This is a genomic window from Ruegeria sp. L12, assembly GCF_056531745.1.
Window position 1 is genome coordinate 56,875 of sequence record NZ_JBQFMH010000003.1, and the last position, 22,569, is coordinate 79,443.

General features: G+C 61.3%; 21 protein-coding genes. 17 read left to right on the top strand and 4 right to left on the bottom strand.

Features of this window, described 5'->3' with window-relative positions; all coding sequences use genetic code 11:
• Positions 1-35: 35 nt before the first annotated feature.
• The 5 genes from ACR0K9_RS05715 (at position 36) to ACR0K9_RS05735 (ending at position 7,212) form a co-directional block, all read left to right on the top strand.
• Positions 36-3,248 carry a reductive dehalogenase gene (locus ACR0K9_RS05715; RefSeq protein ID WP_480821460.1) on the top strand — a complete coding sequence of 1,071 codons (3,213 nt, stop codon included), beginning with the start codon at positions 36-38 and terminating at the stop codon, positions 3,246-3,248.
• Positions 3,249-3,376: 128 nt separating this feature from the next.
• Positions 3,377-4,243, top strand: coding sequence for an FAD binding domain-containing protein (locus ACR0K9_RS05720; protein WP_480821462.1), 867 nt, complete (start codon positions 3,377-3,379; stop codon positions 4,241-4,243).
• Positions 4,240-4,719 (top strand): (2Fe-2S)-binding protein, encoded by a 480-nt coding sequence (locus ACR0K9_RS05725; RefSeq protein ID WP_170408211.1) that lies wholly within the window; start codon positions 4,240-4,242, stop codon positions 4,717-4,719. Before ACR0K9_RS05720 ends, ACR0K9_RS05725 begins: the two co-directional genes overlap by 4 nt.
• Entirely contained in the window at positions 4,719-6,974 is a 2,256-nt protein-coding gene (locus ACR0K9_RS05730; protein ID WP_480821464.1) for a xanthine dehydrogenase family protein molybdopterin-binding subunit, read from the top strand. The genes ACR0K9_RS05725 and ACR0K9_RS05730 overlap by 1 nt, the downstream gene beginning before the upstream one ends.
• A complete protein-coding gene (locus ACR0K9_RS05735) occupies positions 6,967-7,212 on the top strand; it encodes a MoaD/ThiS family protein (protein WP_480530469.1) in 246 nt (81 codons plus the stop codon). The genes ACR0K9_RS05730 and ACR0K9_RS05735 overlap by 8 nt, the downstream gene beginning before the upstream one ends.
• On the opposite strand, the gene ACR0K9_RS05740 is transcribed toward ACR0K9_RS05735, so the two are convergent.
• On the bottom strand, positions 7,209-7,589 hold the full coding sequence (locus tag ACR0K9_RS05740) for a hypothetical protein (RefSeq protein ID WP_480821466.1): 381 nt from the start codon (positions 7,587-7,589) through the stop codon (positions 7,209-7,211). The genes ACR0K9_RS05735 and ACR0K9_RS05740 overlap by 4 nt on opposite strands.
• A 121-nt stretch (positions 7,590-7,710) precedes the next feature.
• Entirely contained in the window at positions 7,711-8,583 is an 873-nt protein-coding gene (locus ACR0K9_RS05745; protein WP_480821468.1) for a LysR family transcriptional regulator, read from the bottom strand.
• Between the two features lie 101 nt (positions 8,584-8,684).
• Between ACR0K9_RS05745 and ACR0K9_RS05750 the strand changes: the two genes are divergently transcribed.
• The 7 genes from ACR0K9_RS05750 to rpsD all read left to right on the top strand — a co-directional run bounded on the left by ACR0K9_RS05750 (position 8,685) and on the right by rpsD (position 15,949).
• Positions 8,685-10,127, top strand: a complete 1,443-nt coding sequence (locus tag ACR0K9_RS05750) for an aldehyde dehydrogenase family protein (RefSeq protein WP_480821470.1) — start codon at positions 8,685-8,687, stop codon at positions 10,125-10,127.
• On the top strand, positions 10,127-11,101 hold the full coding sequence (locus ACR0K9_RS05755; RefSeq protein ID WP_480821472.1) for a membrane dipeptidase: 975 nt from the start codon (positions 10,127-10,129) through the stop codon (positions 11,099-11,101). The genes ACR0K9_RS05750 and ACR0K9_RS05755 overlap by 1 nt, the downstream gene beginning before the upstream one ends.
• Before the next feature lie 5 nt (positions 11,102-11,106).
• The gene (locus ACR0K9_RS05760) at positions 11,107-12,795 is read left to right on the top strand and encodes a hypothetical protein (protein ID WP_480821474.1); all 1,689 of its coding nucleotides are present in this window, start codon (positions 11,107-11,109) and stop codon (positions 12,793-12,795) included.
• The gene (locus ACR0K9_RS05765; RefSeq protein ID WP_480821476.1) at positions 12,792-13,418 is read left to right on the top strand and encodes a DUF3726 domain-containing protein; all 627 of its coding nucleotides are present in this window, start codon (positions 12,792-12,794) and stop codon (positions 13,416-13,418) included. Before ACR0K9_RS05760 ends, ACR0K9_RS05765 begins: the two co-directional genes overlap by 4 nt.
• Before the next feature lie 12 nt (positions 13,419-13,430).
• Complete coding sequence (locus tag ACR0K9_RS05770; RefSeq protein ID WP_480821478.1) at positions 13,431-14,441, top strand: Ldh family oxidoreductase; 1,011 nt, start codon at positions 13,431-13,433, stop codon at positions 14,439-14,441.
• A gap of 323 nt (positions 14,442-14,764) precedes the next feature.
• Positions 14,765-15,130, top strand: a complete 366-nt coding sequence (locus ACR0K9_RS05775; protein WP_480821480.1) for a hypothetical protein — start codon at positions 14,765-14,767, stop codon at positions 15,128-15,130.
• A gap of 198 nt (positions 15,131-15,328) precedes the next feature.
• Entirely contained in the window at positions 15,329-15,949 is a 621-nt protein-coding gene (rpsD, locus tag ACR0K9_RS05780; protein ID WP_480821482.1) for a 30S ribosomal protein S4, read from the top strand.
• A gap of 127 nt (positions 15,950-16,076) precedes the next feature.
• On the opposite strand, the gene ACR0K9_RS05785 is transcribed toward rpsD, so the two are convergent.
• Positions 16,077-16,538 carry an Lrp/AsnC family transcriptional regulator gene (locus ACR0K9_RS05785; protein ID WP_480821484.1) on the bottom strand — a complete coding sequence of 154 codons (462 nt, stop codon included), beginning with the start codon at positions 16,536-16,538 and terminating at the stop codon, positions 16,077-16,079.
• 103 nt (positions 16,539-16,641) lie between these two features.
• Between ACR0K9_RS05785 and ACR0K9_RS05790 the strand changes: the two genes are divergently transcribed.
• The 4 genes from ACR0K9_RS05790 to ACR0K9_RS05805 all read left to right on the top strand — a co-directional run bounded on the left by ACR0K9_RS05790 (position 16,642) and on the right by ACR0K9_RS05805 (position 20,942).
• Positions 16,642-18,057: an aminotransferase class V-fold PLP-dependent enzyme gene (locus ACR0K9_RS05790; RefSeq protein ID WP_480821486.1), complete on the top strand. Its 1,416-nt coding sequence runs from the start codon at positions 16,642-16,644 to the stop codon at positions 18,055-18,057.
• 64 nt (positions 18,058-18,121) lie between these two features.
• Entirely contained in the window at positions 18,122-19,207 is a 1,086-nt protein-coding gene (gene hisC, locus ACR0K9_RS05795; RefSeq protein WP_480821488.1) for a histidinol-phosphate transaminase, read from the top strand.
• Entirely contained in the window at positions 19,204-20,124 is a 921-nt protein-coding gene (locus ACR0K9_RS05800) for a prephenate/arogenate dehydrogenase family protein (RefSeq protein ID WP_480821490.1), read from the top strand. Before hisC ends, ACR0K9_RS05800 begins: the two co-directional genes overlap by 4 nt.
• Positions 20,121-20,942, top strand: a complete 822-nt coding sequence (locus ACR0K9_RS05805; RefSeq protein WP_480821492.1) for an extensin-like domain-containing protein — start codon at positions 20,121-20,123, stop codon at positions 20,940-20,942. The genes ACR0K9_RS05800 and ACR0K9_RS05805 overlap by 4 nt, the downstream gene beginning before the upstream one ends.
• Here the strand turns inward: ACR0K9_RS05805 and ACR0K9_RS05810 are convergent.
• On the bottom strand, positions 20,939-21,940 hold the full coding sequence (locus tag ACR0K9_RS05810; RefSeq protein WP_480821494.1) for a DUF2125 domain-containing protein: 1,002 nt from the start codon (positions 21,938-21,940) through the stop codon (positions 20,939-20,941). The genes ACR0K9_RS05805 and ACR0K9_RS05810 overlap by 4 nt on opposite strands.
• A 67-nt stretch (positions 21,941-22,007) precedes the next feature.
• On the opposite strand from ACR0K9_RS05810, the gene ACR0K9_RS05815 reads away from it, so the two are divergent.
• Complete coding sequence (locus ACR0K9_RS05815; RefSeq protein WP_480821496.1) at positions 22,008-22,538, top strand: gamma-glutamylcyclotransferase; 531 nt, start codon at positions 22,008-22,010, stop codon at positions 22,536-22,538.
• The last annotated feature ends 31 nt before the right edge of the window (positions 22,539-22,569 follow it).

The window sequence follows — 22,569 nt, forward strand, 5'->3', positions numbered from 1 at the left end:
GGGTAGGGGGATGGGCAGCAAGCAGGAGGCGCGCAATGGGGATCCGCTTTTTCTCGGACAAGAACCGACCTGTTCATATGGGTCCTTACCCGCTGGAACGGTTGGCGCGGCAGGACCGGATGCCTGATCTGGCGCAGGTTGGGCCGATGCGCGCGCTCAGCTTTCACCGGCCCGAACAGCCCGAGAGCATCGTCAATGCGATGGGTGAGTTTCAGGCGATGTTAGACGCGATCCGGGATGGGTTTGTGAATCCGATTGCCTCGGAGATCCCTGCCGACTCAGTGGAGCGTGCCAATCATCTGAAGGCATTCGGTTATTTCAACGATGCCTCAATGATGGGTTGTGGGCCGCTGCCGCCCGATGCGATGCTGGCAGAGCCCCGGCGCAACCCGGATATCGACCGGCTGGCCCATGCGCTCAAGACCCGGCAGACCAAGACATTGGCCTCGGGTATCGACGTGATCATGGCAGACCTGAAGGAGAGCATGGAGGCCGCGCCCAAACCCATCGACAGCCATCGCCACGCGATTGTGTTTCTCTATGAGTTCAATCGTGACCCGGAACCGTCGGAACCCGGCGCGGATTGGATTGTCGATGCGCAGGATCACCGCGCCTGTTTGCTGGCCACCGAGAATGCGGTGGTCATCGCCAACTACATTCGCCTGCTGGGGTTCGACGCGCGGGCGCATACGGCGATGTCGTCCGAGGTCGATCTGGGCAAGTTGGCAGTTGCGGCCGGGTTGGCCTCGGTCGAGGGCGGTACGGTTGTTGTGCCGTGGCTGGGCAAACGGTTCGGTCTGGCTGCGGTGACGACCGAGATGGAGATCTCGCATGACATGCCCCTGTGCCCGTTGGCCGATCAGCCGTGGTTCCGTACACAAGGACCCGCGTGGTGGCTGGGTGCGGGTTTTGCCAAGAACGCGCTGAATCGGGATGCTTATGCCAAGCGGCGCTATGTGGACGGGGCGCACCCGTTCGAAAATCTCAATCGGGTCGACAGCCCGACCACCTACATCGACGAAGAAAACGTCGCCCGCGTGCCCAAACGTGCGGATATGTTCGCGCGGGCGCAATTCGGCGACATGGGTAAATCGCTGCAGGATGCGACCAAAGGCGGGCATTACGTGCGCAAATCCGCCCCCAGCTTTGCCCAACGCCGTGCGCTGGGCGCGTTTGTGCTGCTGCAGGATGGCGACAGTTCCGAGGTCGAGCGGCCCACGGATGCGGAACGCAATGCCGCCAACATAAAGGCCGCGACCTATTTCCTTGGGGTCGACGCGGTCGGCCTCAGCCGGTGCCCGGATTGGAGCTGGTATTCCCATGACGCGACCGGGGAAGAGATCGTGCCGCCTCATGATCAGGCGATCAGCATGATCATCGATCAGGGATATGAAACGATGGAAGGCGCCAGCGGCGATGACTGGATCAGCGTGGCACAGTCGATGCGGGCCTATCTGCGGTTTTCTCTGCTGGGCGGCGTGATCGCGCAGCAGATTCGCAATCTCGGCTATAAGGCCAAGGCGCATACGGTGATGGATGGCGAGGTTCTGCAACCACCGCTGTTGTTGCTGTCCGGGCTGGGCGAGGTCAGCCGCATCGGAGAGGTGATCCTGAACCCCTATCTCGGCCCGCGCCTGAAGTCCGGTGTGGTGACCACCGACATGCCAATTGCGCATGACAAACCCATCGATTTCGGCCTGCAGCGTTTTTGCGAGTCCTGCAACAAATGCGCCCGTGAATGCCCTTCGGGGGCGATCACCGCCGGGCCGAAGCTGATGTTCAACGGCTATGAGATATGGAAGTCCGACAGCCAGAAATGCGCCACCTACCGTATTACAACGCCGGGCGGCGCGATGTGCGGGCGCTGCATGAAGACCTGTCCGTGGAATCTGGAAGGGATATTCAAGGAACGCCCCTTTCGCTGGGCTGCGATGAAAATCCCGCAGGCAGCACCCGCACTGGCGAAGCTGGATGACGTGGTGGGCAATGGCGGTCTGAACGATACCAAGAAATGGTGGTGGGATATCGAACTGGACCCCGACGGGGCTTATCGTCCAACCCTGCATCCCTTGAACCGGCGGGACCTGCAAAAGGACCTTGATCTGAAATACGAGGATCAGACGCTTGCCGTCTATCCCGCACCTCTGGCTCCGCATCCCTGGCCTTATCCCTTCGCGATGGACCGCGAAGCCGGAATTGCCGCCTATGAGGCGATGGTCTCGGCGGCAGATTACAAAGCGCGCAAAGCGGCTGGCGATATGTCGGTCATCCACCGCTATCAGGTCGCCGGGGACGCTCCGGTCATGCGTGTGGAACTGACCAAGGTCGACAGAATGACGGCGGATGTGACCAAGTATGAGTTCTCGGCGCTGGATGGCGCGCCGCTGCCGAACTGGACCGCGGGCGCGCATCTGGACGTGTTGGTCTCGCCTGAATTCCTGCGGCAATACTCGATGTCGGGTGACCCCTCTGACCGCGACATCTATCAGATCGGGGTGCTGCGCGAGGATGAAGGGCGTGGCGGTTCAGCTCTGCTGCATCGCATCTTCAATGAGGGGCGCAAGGTTTTCATTTCGAAGCCGATCAACCATTTCGAACTGGACGAGACCGCGACCAAGACTTTTCTTATGGGTGGCGGCATCGGCATCACGCCGATGATTGCGTTCGCCCATCGCCTGCATAGCTTAGGCAAGCCGTTTGAGTTGCACTATTCCGCCAGCACTCGGGCCGGGGCGGGGTATCTGGACGACCTGGCGGTCATGCCATGGGCCGATCACGTACACTATCATTTCTCGGATGAGGGCACCCGCGCTGATCTGGGCGCGATCCTGTCAGGATATCAGGAGGGCTGGCACGTCTATACCTGCGGGCCGGACCGGTTCATGGATGGTGTGATGCAGGCGGCTGAACGGCAGGGTTTCCCCGAAGAGGCGCGGCATCTGGAGTATTTCTCGGTCCCCGAACAGCCCGAATACGAAAATCACCCCTTCACGCTGCGTCTGGCGAAGTCGGGACGCGATCTGCCTGTGCCGGTCGACAAAGACGCAGCGCAGGTGCTGAACGCGGCGGGCTTTCACGTCGATGTGAAATGTTCGGACGGAATTTGCGGGGTCTGCAAATGCGGTGTGGTTTCGGGTGAAATCGAACATCGCGACTTTGTTCTGTCGAACAAACAACGCGAGGGCGCAATCATCCTGTGCCAGAGCCGCGCGGCGGAAAAAGATGGTGTGATCGAGATTGACCTCTGACCAAGGTCTGAAACCGACATATCCGACAGGAAAAATACGTCGCGGCAGCCATGGACGCCGCAGGTTTGCTGCACTAACGTCCGCTGCGAACCCCAGTGAATCCTGATCAACAGGTGCGAGGTATATTCATGGACTATCACAGCCCCGCCAGCTTTGCCGAGGCGTCGGCTCTGGCTGCGAATGCAACGGGCATCACGCGGTTTCTGGCAGGCGGCACCGATGTTCTGGTGCAGCTGCGTTCGGACCTGGTGACACCGAATACGCTGATCGACATCAAGAAGATCGACGGTGTCAGCGACATAACGCGCCATGCCGATGGCAGCTGGACGCTGGGCATCGCCGCCACCGGTGCCGAGATGAGCGAGCACCCCGAACTGGGCCGTGACTGGCCCGGCGTGGTCGAGGCGATGGATCTGATCGGATCGACACAGGTGCAGGGCCGGGCGACGCTGACGGGCAACCTGTGCAACGGCTCTCCGGCGGCGGATTCGGTTCCCGCCATGGTGGCGGCTGGCGTCACCGTTACTGTCACTGGTCCGGCAGGCACGCGAGAAGTTGCGGTTGAGGATATACCCACCGGACCCGGTAAAACCTCGCTGGCCAAAGGTGAACTGATCTCGGCGGTGAACATACCCGCGCGCGGTGACAACGCAGGGGATGCCTATCTGCGTTTCATTCCGCGCACCGAGATGGATATCGCGGTGGTTGGCGTTGGCGTGAACCTGCGTCTGGATGGCGACACCATCACCGAGGCCCGCGTTTCACTGGGGGCCGTGGCACCAACCGTTTTGTTGGTCGAGGACTGCGCTAAAGCGATCATCGGCAGCACGCTGGACGATGCGGCGTTGGATGCGCTGGCTGCTGCGGCATCGGCAGCCTGCAATCCGATCGACGACAAGCGCGGCACCATTGAATTCCGCACTGAGGTCGCCGGCGTGCTGGCCAAACGCGCCGCCAAAATCGCCTATGCCCGTGCCAAGGGAGAGCAAGCATGAGCAAGTTCCACGTATCCACCACCGTCAACGGGGACGCGGTCGAATATCTGTGCGACCCGCGCGAAACCTTGCTGGACTGTCTGCGCGACAAGCTTAACCTGACCGGCGCGAAAGAGGGCTGCGGCACCGGCGATTGCGGCGCCTGTTCGGTCAGCGTTGATGGTCGTCTGGTCTGTTCCTGCCTGATGCTGGGCGTTGAGGCCGAGGGCAAGCAGATCGAAACCGTCGAAGGCATCGCTGACGGGGATGTTCTGCATCCGCTGCAGAAAAAGATGATCGAATATGCCGCCCTGCAATGCGGTATCTGCACGCCGGGCATTCTGGTGGCGGCCAAGTCGCTGCTGGAAAAGAATCCCAACCCGACCGAGGAAGAGACCCGGTATTGGCTGGCAGGCAACCTGTGCCGCTGCACCGGGTATGACAAGATCATTCGCGCCGTGATGGATACGGCGGCTGAGATGCGGGAGGCGTCATAATGGCTCTGGACGATCGCAAATCCGAATTCACATTCGTTGGCACCCGCCCGGATCGCCCTGACGGTCTGGACAAGGTCACCGGCCGCGCCAAGTTCGGTGCGGACGCCTATGCGCCCGGGATGCTGCACGGCGCGGTCTTGCGCTCACCCCATGCACATGCTCGGATCGTCAGGATCGATGCGTCGAAGGCTGAGGCTCACAAAGACGTCAAAGCCGTGGTGACTCGTGCCGATTTTGCCGATGTGCCGTTCTTTCCCGGTCTGGAAGGCGAATTCTGGAACGTGCTGGAAAACGTCATGGCGGGTGAAAAGGCGCTTTATGACGGGCACGCGGTGGCTGCGGTTGCGGCGACCTCCGCCCTGGCGGCGCGCGATGCGCTCAAATTGATCGAGGTTGAATACGAGGTGCTGCCCCATGTGACGGACGTGGACAAGGCGATGGCTCCGGACGCGCCGGTGATCCGCGAAGGCGCTGCGGATTATTCCGTGCCCGAAGGGATGCACCCGAACGTCGTGCGCTATCACGAAAGCGGTCACGGCGATGTCGAGGCCGGGTTTGCGGAGGCCGATCTGGTCATCGAGGACAGCTTTGTCACCGAGGCCACACATCAGGGCTACATCGAACCGCACGCCTGTCTGGGGATGCTGGGCAATGACGGCAAGGGTGAGCTGTGGTGCACCACCCAAGGCCACTGGATCGCGCAGAAAACCTGCGCCGCGCTGCTGGGCATCGAAACTTCGCAACTGCGGGTGACCGCGTCGGAAATCGGCGGAGGGTTCGGCGGCAAGACCACGGTGTTCATCGAACCCGTCGCGCTGGCGCTGAGCCGCAAGGCCAACCGGCCGGTCAAGATCGTGATGACCCGGTCCGAAGTGTTCCGGGCGACCGGTCCGACCTCATCCGCGTCGATGGATATCAAGATCGGCATGAAGAAGGACGGCACCATCACGGCGGCCGAGGGCGTTTTCCGCCTGCAGGGCGGCGCCTTTCCCGGCGCGCCGGGTGATATGACCGCCATGTGTGCCTTTGCGCCCTATAACCTGACCAATGTGCGGCAGGTGGGCTATGACGTGCTGGCCAACCGTCCGAAACAGGCCGCCTATCGTGCGCCGGGCGCGCCGATGGGGGCTTTTGCGGTCGAGTCGGTGATTGATGAGCTGTGCAAAGAACTGGGTCTCGACCCCATCGATGTTCGCCTGAAAAACGCCGCCCATGAAGGAACCAAGGCCAGCTATGGCCCGACCTATGAACGGATCGGCCTTGTCGAAACGCTTGAGGCTGCCAAGGCGCATCCGCATTACGCGGCACCGCTGAAACCGGGGCAGGGGCGCGGGATTTCCTGCGGCTTCTGGTTCAACCATGGCGGTGAGACCAGCGTGTCTTTGGCTCTGTCCGAGGATGGTTCTGCCCAGTTGATGGTCGGCACGCCCGACATCGGTGGCTCGCGCGCGTCGATGGCGCTGATGGCGGCCGAGGTTCTGGGCATCCCGTATGAGAACATCCGTGTCACCGTCGCCGATACGGCCTCGCTGGGATATAACGACGTCAGCCACGGCAGCCGCGTGACCTATGCCTCTGGTCTGGCCACCATCAAGGCGGCGCGCCACGCGGTCGAGAAACTGTGCGAACGCGCAGCGGCCAAATGGGGTATCCCGACTGACGCGGTGAAATGGGAAGACGGCTGCGCCGTGCCCTCGGGCCCCAACGCGGGTGATTTCGACCCGATGCCCTTGGCCGAGATCACGTCTGACATGGGCGCGACCGGCGGTCCGATCTCGGGTCATTTCGAGGCCACCCCCGAAGGTGCGGGCGTGTCATTCGGCACCCATATCGTCGATGCCGAGGTTGACCCGGAAACCGGCAAGACCAGCATTACCCGTTATACGGTCATTCAGGACGCGGGCAAGGCGATCCACCCGACCTATGTGGAAGGGCAATATCAGGGCGGTGCGGCACAGGGCATCGGCTGGGCGCTGAACGAGGAATATATCTATGGCGACGACGGTCGTCTGCAGAACTCGATCTTCCTCGACTACCGCATCCCGGTTGCCAGCGATCTGCCGATGATTGACACGGTGATAGTCGAAGTGCCCAACCCCGGCCACCCGTTTGGGGTGCGCGGTGTGGGCGAGACAGGAATCGTGCCGCCATTGGCCGCCATCGCCAACGCTGTGTCCCATGCGGCGGGCGTTCGGATGCGGCAACTGCCGATGTCTCCGCCGCGCATTCTGGCTGCGCTCAAGGACAATGGTTGAGGTCCACCTCTGGTCTGGTCTCCGGTCACTGACCGGGGGCCAGCAGGTGGTGGAGGTTGAGGCCAAAACCACCGGAGAACTGCTGCGCGAACTGGTCCGGGCGCATCCGCAGCTTCAGGCCCCGATAGACGCGGGCGTATCCATCGCCATCGATGGCCGCGTCATCGCAAGCGGCTTGACCGAACCCATACCCGAAGGCAGCGAAATCTATCTGATGCAACGCCTGCGCGGCGGTTAATACCGCCGGTACCGTTTGGGGGCAAAGCGGTAATACGGTGCGCGATACCCTCTGTGCTTCAGGCGTGGCTTTTGCGCGCGGTACTTATAGTGCTTGTATGCCGGGTGATAATACTGCCTCTTCACTTTTGGTTTCGTGTATATTTTCAATTTGATCTTGGGCTTGTGGCCGCCGACTTTCAGGATCGGAAGGTTTGCCCGCGCGGGGCTGACAGCATCCGTATGAGGGCGGGTGACCGATGTGCTTGCCGAAGCGGCAAAGGCAGAACTGGTTTTGTTGCCTGATGGGTTAAACACGGCGACCCCTTGCGCGCTCGCGGCTTGTCCGGCCAGTAAAACAACAAGCACGGACAGATATGTGTTGATGGGCTGTTTCATCATCTCTCCTATCTCTGCCACCACATGTGGGCCTGACAGGAAGATGTGGTCGCGCAGGCGCTCGACCCAATAAATCCTGCTCACAGCCGGGCGAGAGACTGTGTTCAGCGGCGTCCAGCGATCAGGAGAAGCCGTGTGACAGGATAAACCGGCTGCAAGCCTCGGTAAGAGAAGTGAACCGGGTCCTTTCGCGCACATAAAGATAGACCTGCCGCTTGTCGTGCAGGTTCAGGATGGGGCGGAAGGCGACCTCCAACGGCAAGAACTCGGCTGCGGTCTGAGGCAGAACGGTGACCCACCTGCCGGATCGCACCATCGTGATCAGTGAATGGGTGTTGTGGATGGTGACCTCGGCGGCCTCTGAGACAGGTGCGAAATCAGGCGTCCGGATCAGGTCGCACAGCCTGTTGTGTATGAACGGTGCCCGATGCAATTCCGCGATGGTCGGAGGGGTTTCCTGCGTGATCAACGGATGATCCGAGGCCGCCACAAGGCCAAACGCATCCGCGAACAAGGGAACGGCACGGACCCCATTCAGCGCATGCTGCCCCGAGGCGATGCCGATATCGGCCTGATCGCGGCTCAAGGCGTCCAGCACCTGCTGGGTGTCGGTGTCCCGCAGATCAATTTGCACGCCGGGGAACTGCTTGCTCATATGCTCCAACAGACTTGGAAAGATCAGCGCACCGACCGACGGGACCGAGACGATGCGGATCAGCCCCTGTTCCGCACGGGCTGCGGCCTCGATATTCTGAACCGTCTGATCGAATTGCCGAACCTGCTGCAAGGCCAGATCGAACACTTGCTCTCCCAAAGGGGACAAACGGTTCTTGCGCTCACCTTCAAAGAGTTTCTTGCCCAGATGATCCTCGAGCTGTTTCAGCGTCATCGACAGGGCCGATTGCGTGCGCCCCAGTCGGTCTGCCGCCTCGACCAGATTGCCGGTTTGGGCAACCGTGCAAAAGCAGCGCAGCATTTCGATCTTGAGTGTCACGTTTCAGTTTTCTTGAAGTTAACTTCAATAAATTGAGTTTGACTGATGTTGTCTAAAAAATCCATCCTGTGGCGGACAAATTCTGACATGGGGCGCGCATCGTGACCAAACTGAACCTGATCGCCGGCGAATGGCTGGCAGGCGAAAGCGAAATTGAAAACCGTAACCCTTCGGACCTGAGCGATCTGGTCGGCATGTTCGCGCAAGCCAGCGCGGATCAGCTTGAGGCGACGCTGGATCAGGCGCGCGTCGCGCAGGCCGAATGGGCGGCTTACGGGCTTGAGCGCAAGCAGGCCGTGCTGAACGCCATCGGCAACGAACTGATGGCCCGCGCAGAAGAGCTGGGCACGCTGCTGGCCCGCGAAGAAGGCAAGCCGCTGGCCGAAGGCAAGGGCGAGGTGTTCCGTGCAGGTCAGTTCTTTACCTACTACGCTGCCGAATGCCTGCGTCAGATCGGCGAAAACGCGGATTCGGTCCGCCCTGACATTGAAATTGACGTGCGCCGCGAAGCCGTGGGCGTTGTCGCCATCATCAGCCCATGGAACTTCCCGACCGCGACCGCCTCGTGGAAGATCGCGCCGGCGCTGTGCTATGGCAACGCGGTGGTGTGGAAACCGGCCAACATCACGCCTGCTTCGGCTGTGGCTCTGACCGAGATCATTGAACGTCAGGACATTCCCAAAGGTCTGTTCAGTCTTGTGATGGGCTCGGGCCGTTCGATTGGCCAGCGTCTGGTCGAAAGCCCCAAGCTCAACGCGATTTCCTTCACCGGTTCGGTTCCGGTGGGCAAGGGCATCGCTTCGGCGGCGATCCAGAACTTGACCAAGGTGCAGATGGAGATGGGGTCGAAAAACGCGCTGGCCGTGATGGACGACGCCGATCTGGATCTGGCGGTGACACTGGCGCTGGGTGGCGCGTTTGGCGGCACCGGTCAGAAATGCACCGCCTCGTCGCGGCTGGTGGTTCACGCGGGCATCCACGATGCCTTTGTCGAGAAACTGGTTGCAGGCGCGCAGGCGATGAAGGTCGGCCACGCGCTGGAAGAGGGCACTCAGATGGGTCCCGTTGTCAGCCAGCAGCAGTTGAACGAAAACCTGGCTTATGTCGATCTGGGCAAGTCCGAAGGGGCCGAGCTGGCCTGTGGTGGGCAGCGTCTGGAAATGCCGCATGACGGCTTCTACATGTCGCCGGGCGTGTTCCTGAACACCACCAACGACATGCGCATCAACCGCGAGGAAATGTTCGCGCCTCTGACCAGCGTCATCAAGGTTGGCAGCTATGAAGAGGCGCTGAGCGTGGTCAACGACACCAATTTCGGCCTGACCTCGGGCATCGTGACCAAATCGCTGGCCCGCGCCACCCATTTCCGCCGCAATGCGCGCACCGGTGTGGTGACCGTGAATCTGCCCACCGCAGGCACCGACTATCACGTACCGTTCGGCGGTCGCGGCGACAGTTCGTACGGGCCGCGTGAACAGGGCAAGGCGGCGGCGGAATTCTACACCACCGTCAAGACCGCCTATATCAGCGCAGGCCCGGTCTGATGCTGATCGACGGGCTGCAATATGCCAACTGGTCGGAGAAGATATTCCGCCAACTGCGTGAAGGGGGCGTGGACGCGATCCACGTCACCATCTCGTATCACGAGAATTTCCGCGAAACGGTTCTGAATTTCGAGAAGTGGAACCGCTGGTTCGAGCAATATCCGGATCTGATCATGAAAGGCCGCTGGGCCAGCGACATCGACACCGCGCGGGAAACCGGGCGGACGGCGGTGTTCTTCGGGTTCCAGAACCCCAGCCCCATCGAAGACGATATCGGGCTGGTCGAGATTTTGCATGATCTGGGTGCCCGTTTCATGCAACTGACCTATAACAACCAGTCGCTGCTGGCGACCGGCTGTTACGAGGCCGAAGACACCGGCATCACCCGTATGGGCAAGCAGGTGATCAAGGAAATGAACCGTGTAGGTCTTGTTGTCGACATGAGCCATTCGGCGGACCGGTCGACCATCGAGGCCGCCGAACTGTCCGAGCGTCCCATCGCCATCACTCACGCCAATCCGCACGAATGGTCACCCGCGCTGCGCAACAAGCGCGACGACGTGATCCGTGCGGTAACACAAAACGGTGGGATGCTCGGCTTTTCGGTCTACCCTCATCACCTGAAGGACAAGTCCGACTGCACGCTGGAAAGTTTCTGCGAGATGATTGCCCGCACGGCTGACAAATACGGCGCCCAGCATTTGGGGATCGGCACCGACCTGTGTCAGGATCAACCCGACAGCGTTGTCGAATGGATGCGTGTGGGTCGCTGGACCAAGGAAATCGACTATGGCGAAGGCTCGGCCTCGGCCCCCGGTTTCCCGCCGATGCCGTCGTGGTTCGAAGACAACCGCCATTTTGGCAATATTGAAACAGGGTTACGCGCGACCGGCCTCAGCGACGACGAAGTGGCCGGTATCATGGGCAAGAACTGGTACCGGTTCTTCGCCGAAAACTTCACCCCCCAAGGATAGACCATATGGACAAAACCGCGCAAACGACCATCCCCCGGCGGGACCCAGCGACAGTGATGCGCCTGTCGCGGCTGGGCTCGCTGCATCAATGCCGTCTCAGTTTCATGCGGGTGCTGACGCGCCGCATGGCTGAAGAGAACTGGAGCTTTGCGCGCCCGGTTTTCGACATTGATGAAAACGGGGTTGGTCACGCGGTTTACACGGCGCAAGGGCCGGAACGAGCCTATTCGCTGGTTGCCTTTGCCCATGATCTGCCGCCCGAGATGCGCTCGGACCGGGTGATCGCCACGGCGTGGGATGCCACCTTTACCCTGTTCGACGGCGTGCCCACCAAGGCCGACATCGAACGCTTGTCGCAAAACGTGCCGCTGCAAGAAGCGGGCCGTGTCACCGACAGCGAAATCTCGGTTAGCCGGGCCAACCGCTCGGTCCGTCTGTGGGATCATTTTGTCGAGGCGTTATCTGCAGGCCGTCAGCCCGACGCCGACAAGGCCGATGCGGTCGGTTATCTGATGCGCACCACGGCCGTTTATGGTTCGGGCAAGCTGGGCGCGGCGGATCGGGAACAGATCGCCGATCGCCCCGAGATGCTGGTGCCGTTTCAGGCCGAGATGCTGTCGGTCTATCTGACCCGCTGGTTCGTGCGCGACCTGGTCAACCACATGGCGCGGGCGCGTGGGGGTGACACTGCCGCACAGCTGAGCCCGGATTTGGCTGCGCGACTGGGCATTGGCAACTCCACCGGTCTGGGCATGGCGCCTTATATCGTCAACCATCCGGTGCTGTTCAACAACTGGATCATGGCCCGGGAAGAGGCCATCGCCCGCGTGCGCGCGGTTGAAACCGCCAGCGCAGATGAGGCGGCGCAGTTCCTGTCTCTGCTGGCCCGCAGCGAGGAAAACGTCGCCCGCTGGTCTTCAGAGCATCCGATCCAGATTGACAAGTTGGCCGATCTGAATCGGGACCTGACCGCGCTGCGCGCGCATCTGGGCGACGCTGATTTGCGCGCCGATTACCCATGGGACCGCCTGCTGCGCTGGTCGCAACAGGCGCTGAGCGAGGAGGGGCAGGAAATGCTGGCCTCGCTGATGTTGGAGCCCTATGGCGATCTGGTGGACGGGCTGGCCACCTGCATGGCCGACAGCAACACCGACGCGTTCATCATCGACGGCGCGATGACCATCGCCGCGCTGCGCGATCTGCTGCGCACCAGTTTTGGCTGGGCGCTGGATCGCGACTGGTCGGCGCGCGAAAACTGCGCCCGCGCCTGGTATGTATCCGAAGAAAAGCTGGAGCCGCGTCTGGGCGAGCGGTTCGAGGAACCGATTGCCGAGTACGAGCAGCCGCTGGCCCCGGCTCGCGATGCTGCCGCGCTGTTCGCGGCGCTGGCGGACAGCGATGCCGAAAGCTCGGTCGCCGATTTCCTGTTGCACCATCCCGAACACCGCCACAGCGTGCGCCGCGCCCAGATGAGCCGTATTGCACCCTATGGCGAAATCCACGACAACACGATCAGCGACAAGGTGCTGCCCATCGACATGCTGCGCGCCAAGCTGTCGTTTTTTGGGGTCACGCATTTCGACCCCCGCTCGGACCGTTGGGTGCGGGTCTGCATGTATGCGGGTGCGCCCTATCCGGATGAACTGACATCCGACACCGCCGATCTGTGGGTCTATCCGGAGGCGCAATCATGAGCCGTTTTGCATTGAACGAGGTCGAAGCCACCGCCAAACGCGCCGCACGGGGCGCAGGCTATGGCTGGGGTCTGGCGGAAGAGGCGGCCAAGGCCACGCGCTGGCTGTGCGCGCAGGGTCTGTCGGGCTGTGCGACGCTGGCGCAGGTTCTGCAGGCCGATCTGGCCAAGGCGACCCCGGTCAGCGCGACGCACACGCAGGACTGGCAGGGGGCAGCGGCGCTGTGCCCGCTGGCCACCGGCGCGGCGCTGTCCGACCGGGCGGCGATGCTGAAGGACGGACCACTGCATCTGCACAATGTCGAAGCCCCCTCCATGCTGTTGCCCTTTGCAGGCTATGTGGCGCGGCAGTTGGGTCAATGCGTGGAACTGGATTTTGACGGTGTGACGGCCGCGACCGATGGTTTTCGCCTGAACCTGTCGGGCCCGCCGCCCGAGCGTGCCGACCGAATCACGCTGCAAACGGGTGCCGCGCCGGGCACGGCCCGTCCGTTACATGACCGCGCCACACCAGATCCGAAGGTCTGGGACATACTGAACCAATTCGCCCATCGCACCTATGCCCCCGCCACCGAGGAATCGCGGCGGCTGGGCGCCGGTGCCGGGCTTTCCGATAACGACTGACAAGAGGCCACAATGATTGAAACCAAAACACTGACCCTGGCCGAGATCGAGGATCTGTCCTTCCGCGCATTGGTTGCCGCGGGCACCAGCGCCGAAAACGCACGCCCGCTGGCGGTGGCCACGGCAGCGACCGAGGCAGACGGGGTGGCAAGCCATGGGTTGGCCTATATCCCGATCTATGCCGAGCACGTTCAGTGCGGTAAAGTGGACGGGCAGGCCTCACCGCAGCTGACTCAACCGCGCCCCGGCGTGGTGGCGGTCGATGCGGCGACCGGGTTTGCCCATGCGGCGATTGACGCAGGTTTCGAGGCGCTGATTCCTGCGGCGCGCGCGCAGGGTGTCGCGGTGCTGGCAATCCGGAACAGCTATAATTGCGGCGTGCTGGGGTATCACACCTATCGGCTGGCGCAGGCGGGCCTTGTGGGACTTGGATTCACCAACGCACCTGCCTCGATTGCGCCGTCCGGTGGTGCCAAGCCAGTAGTGGGGACCAACCCGTTCTCGCTCGCCGTTCCCGGAGACGACGGCCAGCCTGCCCTTCTGATCGACCAAAGTGCCAGCACCATCGCCAAGAGCGAGGTCATGAAACACGCCCGCGAAGGCAAACCGATCCCGGTGGGCTGGGCTTTGGATGCCGACGGCAATCCGACCACTGATCCGAATGTGGGCCTCAAGGGGTCGATGGCACCGTCCGGCGGCTATAAAGGCGTCGGCGTCGCGTTGCTGACCGAGGTTTTGGCCGCTGCCCTGACCGGGGCAACGCTGGGCATCCATGCCTCGCCCTTCTCGGGAACGGCGGGTGGACCGCCAAAGACCGGACAGTTCTTCATCGCGATCGATCCCGAGGCGACGGGAACGGGCGACTTCGCTGAAGGAATATCCCAGCTCGTCTCGGCGATCCGGGTGCAGGAAGGTGCGCATCTGCCCGGTGATGGGCGTCGCGGCAGCCGCGAGCAGGCCGCTGAACAGGGGGTTGCGGTCAATGTGGCCACGCTTGCCCGGATCGAGGCTTTGCTGGGGTAGGAAACAGGGCGACGTGCCGCCGATGGCGGCACGTTGACGTGCAGTTGCGGCCCAGGAGTGAATCAAGTCTCAGTCTGAGTTTGTTCTTAAGCAACATTTTCGTGAATGCTGCATTTCGGTCTCTTTTCTGCCCATTTTAACGTTGATAAACAGGTCGCGTTATAAGTGGGATGAGTAAAAGTGCGGGCGGGCAGATGAGAGCCGGTGACAGCGGTCGAATAGCTATATCTTGGACTCAGACGGAAGTTGACGGTCTGGAGGCGGCGCCTCTTGACCTGTTGTCTGTTGGGTCAGCGTGGTCCTGGCGTGGACGCGCACTTCAATTGACTGAAGCGCTTGTCGAGATGGCTGAGCGGACGGTAGCAACCAACGTTGTTGCCGAGCTGTTGGCATGGTCGCAGGACAGCGCTGGTCAGACCGGTTTGGAGAGCGACAGGATTGAACTGTCCAACGGGGCCCAGACTTTCGAGGCCAGGCTGGTGATGATCGTTGGTGAGGTCGCCCCTGTTTTGGTCTTCGAGAACGGATGCCCGGAACCGGGACAGGAGTTCTGGATCAGCGCCGCCGCCGATCAGGTTGAGCCTGCATCGATCAGTCAGGCCGGTGATGGCGCGGTTGTCGCCTTTCCGTCGATGCCGCCATCCGCACGGAGCGCTATGCCCAACGTGGCGGCCTTCGCGGCAGAATAACCCTGATTTTGACTAAGCCGGAATTTGCGCCTTTAGGTCGCCGGGACGTGTTGACTCTGCCGATGCTGCAGATATAAGCGCGGCTTCATTGGTGTTGGTGGCCCCCGCAAGGGGATGCCTGTCATGGGGGAGACCCCAAGAGGACAACGCCCTTCATAGTGGCCCGCAGGGCCTCGACCAAAACGAAGGAGATCAGCCGTGACCAAACGCACGTCTGCCAAGTACAAAATCGACCGCCGGATGGGCGAAAACATCTGGGGTCGTCCGAAATCCCCGGTCAACCGCCGCGAATACGGCCCCGGCCAGCACGGTCAGCGCCGCAAGGGTAAACTGTCGGACTTCGGTCTGCAGTTGCGCGCCAAGCAGAAGCTGAAAGGCTACTATGGCGACCTGACCGAAAAGCAGTTCCGCCGCATCTACGCAGAAGCTGTGCGTGTGAACGGTGACACCGGTGAAAACCTGATCGGTCTGTTGGAACGTCGCCTGGACGCTGTCGTCTATCGCGCCAAGTTTGTTGCAACTGTATTTGCCGCACGTCAGTTCGTGAACCACGGCCACGTCAAGGTGAACGGCAAGCGGGTGAACATCCCCAGCTACCGCGTCAAAGAAGGCGACGTGATCGAAGTGCGTGACAAGTCCAAGCAACTGGCTGTTGTTCTGGAAGCTGTCGCGCTGGCCGAGCGTGATGTGCCTGATTACATCGACGCCGACCACTCGAAAATGACCGCGACCTTCGTGCGCGCACCGGGTCTGGGCGATGTGCCGTACCCGGTTGTCATGGAACCGAACCTGGTCGTCGAATTCTACGCGAAGAACTAATCTTCGCCGATCTGATGAATTCAAAGGCCGCGCTTTCAGCGCGGTCTTTTTTTGTTTGTTTGGGGGGGCTCTGCCCCCGTCGCTGCGCGACACCCCCGAGATATTTTTGGCCAGATGAAGAACCGGATCAGATAGGCAGGGGGCGGCTTTCGGCGATCGCTTCCATTGCGAAATATGATGTAACGCTGTCCAGTTCGACCTTTTCGATCAGTCGCTGGTAGACCTTGTCATATGAGGCCATGTCCTGCGTGACGACTTTGAGCTGATAGTCGTAGTCGCCGCCGATCCGATGAAAATCCACCACTTCCGGTATGGTCAGCACGTGGCGGCGAAAGGCTTGCAACCATTCGGCCGAGTGATGGCGGGTGCGCAGCATGACGAAGACCACGAGGTTCAGGCCCAGTTTCTCTCGTGCGATCCGCGCGGTGGAGCCCTGTAGGACGCCGTTTTCGTTCAACGCTTTCAGGCGACGCCAGCAGGCATTCTGGGACTGGCCGACCCGATCTGCCAGCTCTCGTTGGGACAAGGTGGCATCCTTTTGAAGCTCTTTCAGGATGTTTGTGTCAATTTGATCTAAATTATTGGTCATATGTAATCATATGACACAAATATTGGCTCTCAAAGGCAAAAATAGGGGAAGTTTTTGCATCACCGCTCAATCACATTGGATGTAGCAATACGGAGCTTATGCAATGACCTTGTCCATCTTTCGCACAGAGATTCAATCTGCCGCTCACGGGAACGCTCTGCGCGACGGGCTGATTGGTGAGGGGGTACTCATCCCGGGTCTGCATCAGGAGGTGCCGCTTGTATATGCGGATTACGTTGCCTCGGGTCGCGCGTTGCGGCAGGTTGAGGATTTTGTGGCTGCACATGTGTTGCCGTTTTATGCCAACAGCCACACCGAAGCCTCCTATTGCGGTTCATACATGACCCGTCTACGCCGCGAGGCGCGGGCCGAGATCGCCCGCATCGTTGGCGCCGGGGAAGAGGATGCGGTGATCTTCACCGGGTCTGGCGCCACTGCGGGTCTCAACCGGTTGGTCAGCCTGATGGGAGTGCAAGAGGCTGATCAACCGGTTGTGCTGATCGGTCCGTATGAACATCATTCGAACATCTTGCCGTGGCGTGAGAGCAAGGCGGAGGTGATTGAAATTCCCGAAGCCGCCGAAGGCGGGCCGGACATGCAAGCGCTGGAAGCCGCGTTGCTGAAACATGCCTGCGCCGATCTGGTGATCGGATCTTTCTCGGCGGCGTCCAACGTCACTGGTATCATCACCGATCCTGATCCGGTGACCCGGCTGTTGAAAGCACATGGGGCGCTGGCCGTTTGGGATTATGCGGGGGGTGGTCCATACCTGCCAATGGATATGGGGCCGGAGGATGCGCGCAAGGATGCGATCGTGGTCTCTCCGCACAAGTTTCCGGGTGGGCCGGGGGCCTCTGGCGTGCTGGTGGTCAATCAGGCAGCGGTTCAGCGTTCATGCCCAAGCTGGCCGGGTGGGGGAACTGTCAGTTTTGTCTCGCCCTGGCGGCATGATTACAGCGTGGACCTTGCGACGCGGGAAGAGGCCGGAACACCCAATGTCATCGGCGATATCCGCGCAGCGCTGGCGTTCATGGTCAAGGATGCGGTCGGAACCGACGAGATCACGCGTCGTGAGGCGCTGTACAACCGGATGGCGCTTGAGGGGTGGTCGGACAATCCGCATCTGACCTTGCTGGGAACGGAGAACACGCATCGTCTGCCGATCTTCTCGTTCCTTGTGCGGGACCGCGCCGGGAAGCCGGTGCATCAGCAACTGTTCACGCGGATGCTCAGCGATATCTACGGGATACAGGCGCGGGGCGGCTGCGCTTGCGCGGGGCCTTATGCGCACCGTTTGCTGGGCATCGACCGGGAAACCTCGGACCAGTTGCATGCGGCTTTGTCGGCGGGGGAAGAGATGAAGAAACCCGGCTGGGTGCGCCTGAACTTCTCGTATCTGATGAGCGAAGAGACGGTTCAGTTCATCATCGACAGCGTCAATGAGTTGTCGCGTCGGACCGAAGATTATGTGCCGTTCTACGACGCTGATCCGGCGACGGCCCGCTTCAAGGCGGCCTGAGGGAATTGCCACTTTTCTCAAACCGTTGAGACAGGTATGAGGGGCGCAAGTAACGGAGCCCCTCATGACCAAACTCATCCCACAACCCGGCATTATGGACATCGCGCTGTATCAGGGCGGTCAGTCCCATGTGCCGGGGGTGGCCGAGGTCATCAAGCTGAGTTCTAACGAGAACCCGTTTGGACCCAGCCCCAAGGCGATTGAGGCAGTGCGCGACAGTGCCGCAACCCTGCATCGTTATCCCAGCACCGATCATGCCAGCCTGCGCGCAGCGATTTCTCAGCGGCATGGGCTGGACGCTGATCGGATCATTTGCGGTGTCGGCAGCGACGAGGTGCTGCAATTCGTTGCACAGGCCTATACCGGGCCGGGGGATGAGGTGATCTATACCGAGCACGGATTCTCGATGTACCCGATCATCGCGCGGATGGCCGGGGCAACGCCCGTGATGGTGGCCGAGCGTGATCGGTATGTGGATGTCGATAACATCCTTGCCGCCGTAACCGACATGACCCGGATCGTGTTCGTGACCAACCCGGGCAATCCGACGTCGACCATGATCCCCGAGGTCGAGTTGGAACGTCTGACCGAGGGGCTGCCTGGCAACTGTCTGATGGTGCTGGATGGGGCCTATGCCGAATTTGTCGACGGGTTCGACGGCGGGGCGGCTTTGGTTGATCGCTTTGAGAATGTGATCATGACCCGGACCTTCTCGAAGGTCTACGGGCTGGGTGGAATGCGTGTGGGCTGGGGCTATGCCGCCAAAGACATCATTGATGTGCTGAACCGGGTGCGCCAGCCCTTTAACCTGTCGCTGACTGCTTTGGCTGCGGCCGAGGCTGCGGTGCATGACGTGGAATATTTGCGCTTTTGCCAGTCAGAAAACGCCCGTCTGCGGGTCTGGCTGTCCGATGAGTTGGCAAAAATTGGCGTAGCCTCTGACCCGTCCTGCACCAATTTCATCCTCGCCCGGTTCACGGATCGGGCCGAGGCCGAAGCCTGCGATGATTACCTGAAAACTCAGGGTTTGATCGTGCGGCGTGTTGCGGGATACAACCTGCCAAACGCGCTGCGGATTACCGTGGGCGATGAAGTGGCCTGCCGCCGAGTGGTTGCAGCTATCACCGCATTCAAAGGGGGCGCTGCATGAGCCAGATATACGACCGAGTGGCGCTGATCGGGCTGGGCCTGATCGCCTCATCCATGTTCTGGGCCATGAAGCGCGCAGGGTTGGCGGGCGAGGTGACCGGCTATGCCCGTTCAGACGCGACCCGCGAGACGGCTCGGCAGATCGGGCTGTGCGACCGCGTCTGTGACACGGTTGAAGAGGCCGTTGATGGGGCTGATCTGGTTGTGCTGTGCATCCCGGTCGGTGCAATGGGCGCGGTTGCGGCGCAGATCGGACCGCTTCTGAAGCCGGGGGCGACCGTCTCGGATGTCGGCTCGGTGAAACGTCACGTGATCGAGGCTGTCTCGCCTCATATTCCGGAAGATGTGCATTTCATTCCTGCCCACCCGCTGGCCGGGACGGAGCATTCCGGGCCGGAATCCGGCTTTGCCGAGCTGTTCGACAATCGCTGGTCCTTGCTGGTCCCGGTCGAAGGAACGGACCCGGACGCGATCGCTCGCTTGCGGGCGCTGTGGGAAGGGATGGGATCGAATGTCGACGAAATGGATGCCGATCACCACGATCTGGTATTGGCGGTGACCTCGCATGCGCCGCATCTGATTGCTTACACCATGGTTGGCGTGGCTGATGATCTGCGGCGGGTGACGGATAGTGAGGTCATCAAATATTCGGCTGCCGGTTTTCGGGATTTTACCCGCATCGCAGCATCGGATCCGACGATGTGGCGTGATGTCTTCCTGACCAACAAGGATGCGACGCTGGAAATTCTGGGACGCTTTACCGAGGAACTCTTTGCACTGCAACGGGCGATCCGAACGGGTGACGGAGAGCAGCTGTTCGACTATTTTACCCGCACTCGCGCAATCCGGCGTGGCATCATTGATGCCGGGCAGGACACGGACGCGCCGGATTTCGGACGAGGGAAAGCATCGACATGAGAGGGTTGCGGGGAGGTTTGTGGATAAGTCTCGCCGCATTGCTGGCGACGCAGGCACAGGCTGCAGCGCCCGAAACCTCTCTGGTCCCGATCACCCGTCCGACGCTTGCGTCTGCGGCTCCCATCATCGCGCATGCAAAGATACGCCCGGTGCTGCGACCGAATTCGCCACAGGTGATGGCGGCGGCGGCGCGCCCGGCAGAGTTGCCGCTGCTGGGGCCCGAAGACTCGATCCGGCCTTATGTGCGACCCAAGGAGTTAGAGCAGCAAGTATTCCTGAAGAAACGCAAGCTGCGCAAATCGTCGGTTTGTGGGGATATTGAAATTCAGGGTAAGCCGGTGGGCCGTGTGAACGGCAAGATCAAGGCCTGCGGGATCAAGGATGCGGTGCAAATTACTTCGGTCGCCGGGGTAAAGCTCAGCCGCCCGTCGACCATGGATTGCGGCACGGCGCAGGCGTTGAACAAATGGGTCGACAAAACCGTCAAGCCCACCTTCAAACGTCGCGGGCCGGTGGTTGAGCTACAGGTCGCCGCACATTACGCCTGCCGGACCCGAAACAACCAAAAAGGCGGGCGGATTTCCGAACATGGCAAGGGGCGGGCCATCGATATCTCAGGGTTCCGAATGGCGGATGGTGAGGTGGTGACCGTGCTGAACGGGTGGCGCAAGAACCCGTCGCAGAAACAACTGATCAAAGTCTGGCGCGGGGCCTGTGGGCCGTTCGGAACGGTGTTGGGGCCGAACTCGGACCGATATCACCGCGACCACTTCCATCTGGACACGGCGCGTTATCGTAGCGGCCCTTACTGCCGTTAACGCAGGATCAGTCGCGGGGCAGGACCCAGAGGCAATGGCCCCAGAGCCACAAATCCATCGCGGAAATTCAGCTGCATATCCAGCGCGTTGGGATTGCCACCAAGGCCCGCCATGAACCCCAGCGCCCGCGTCACCGGATCAACCGCCTGATCGGGCAGGGCACCCGCGGCGTTGGCCATCGCGACCATATCCCGCCAATTCTCGGCCTTGACCGCGATTTCGCCGGTCGGAATGCCCTGAGCGTCGACATCCAGCTCTCCGGTGGCGAACAGGCGCAGTTCGCCCCATTTGATCTCGGCCAACCTCAGGTCAATCGCCACGGGCTGAGGGCGTCGTTCCTCCAATGCGCTGCGATCCCAGGGCTTGTCGAATGTGATGAACGTGTCGAGTTCCAGCGTCTCGAAGGATTGCGGCAGAGACGAGGCCGACCGCATCAGGCGCCGCAACTCTTCGCCCGGTGTAAAGCCGTCGACCTTCGCCGATATGTTGTAGCTTTCCGGCGCGCCCGTTTGCGCCATGATCAGGCTCAGGCTTTGCCCGCCGGCCTGAGGGGCCTGTTCATCCGACAGCAGCCAGCGCCCGGCGGCCAATGCCATCCTCTCGAGTACCAGCGCGACGCCGGGTTGCAGGTACAGTTCGGCCTGAAGACCTTCGGCCTGAACGGTCGTGGTCTGATCGAAATAGGACAGACGCTGCGGCGTGCTGGCAAAGCGCAACACCTGACGACCCGGCCAGATGGCGGGGCTGTCAAACTCGATCCAGTCCGCACTCCAGGCTGTGCCATTCACCGGATCGGCGAGGGCTGGGTTGTTCAGGCGGGTCATGTGTCGCAATGGATAGCCCGCTGTTGCAACATCCGAGAAATCAGCCTGCCAGCCGCGTTCCTGCTGATGGTCGAACCAGCCGGTGATGGCATTGCGCAGCCCGTAACCCGCGACATACCAATAGGCACTCCACACCAGGGCCACGAAAACAAGAACGCGTATCAGACGACGCATGATGATTGGCCCTTTTTCCTGCCTCGGATTTGATGTTTATAGGGCCAAACGGGCAAGGACCAGAGCAATGACGATGTGGGTTTTCGGATATGGATCACTTCTGTGGAACCCCGGCTTTCCGGTGGCCCGCAGCGAACATGCCACGTTGCATGGCTATGCCCGGTCCTTCTGCATGCGATCGATTCACCACCGCGGCACCGAAGAGGATCCGGGTCTGGTGCTGGCGCTGGATGAGCAGCCGGATGCGAACTGCTCGGGTCTGGCGCTGGCCGTCGAAGCCGGGCACGAAGAACGCACCTTGGCAGAGCTGCGCGAGCGCGAGCTGATTTCATCCGCCTATCTGGAAAGGATGCTGGACGTGCATCTGCATAGCGGTGAGGTCGTCAACGCCGTGACCTATGTCATCGATGCGCATCACGTGCAGTATTGCGGTGGGCTGCCGCTTGAGGAGCAGGCCCAGATCATCGCCCATGCCGTGGGCGGGCGCGGCCCGAACGACGAATACCTGTACAACACCGCCGCGCACCTGACTGAGATCGGGCTGCACGACCCCGACCTTGAGTGGTTGTCGCAACGGGTGCGCACAATCCGCGCATAAACCCTTGGCGTCGCGCCCGGAACTTCGATAG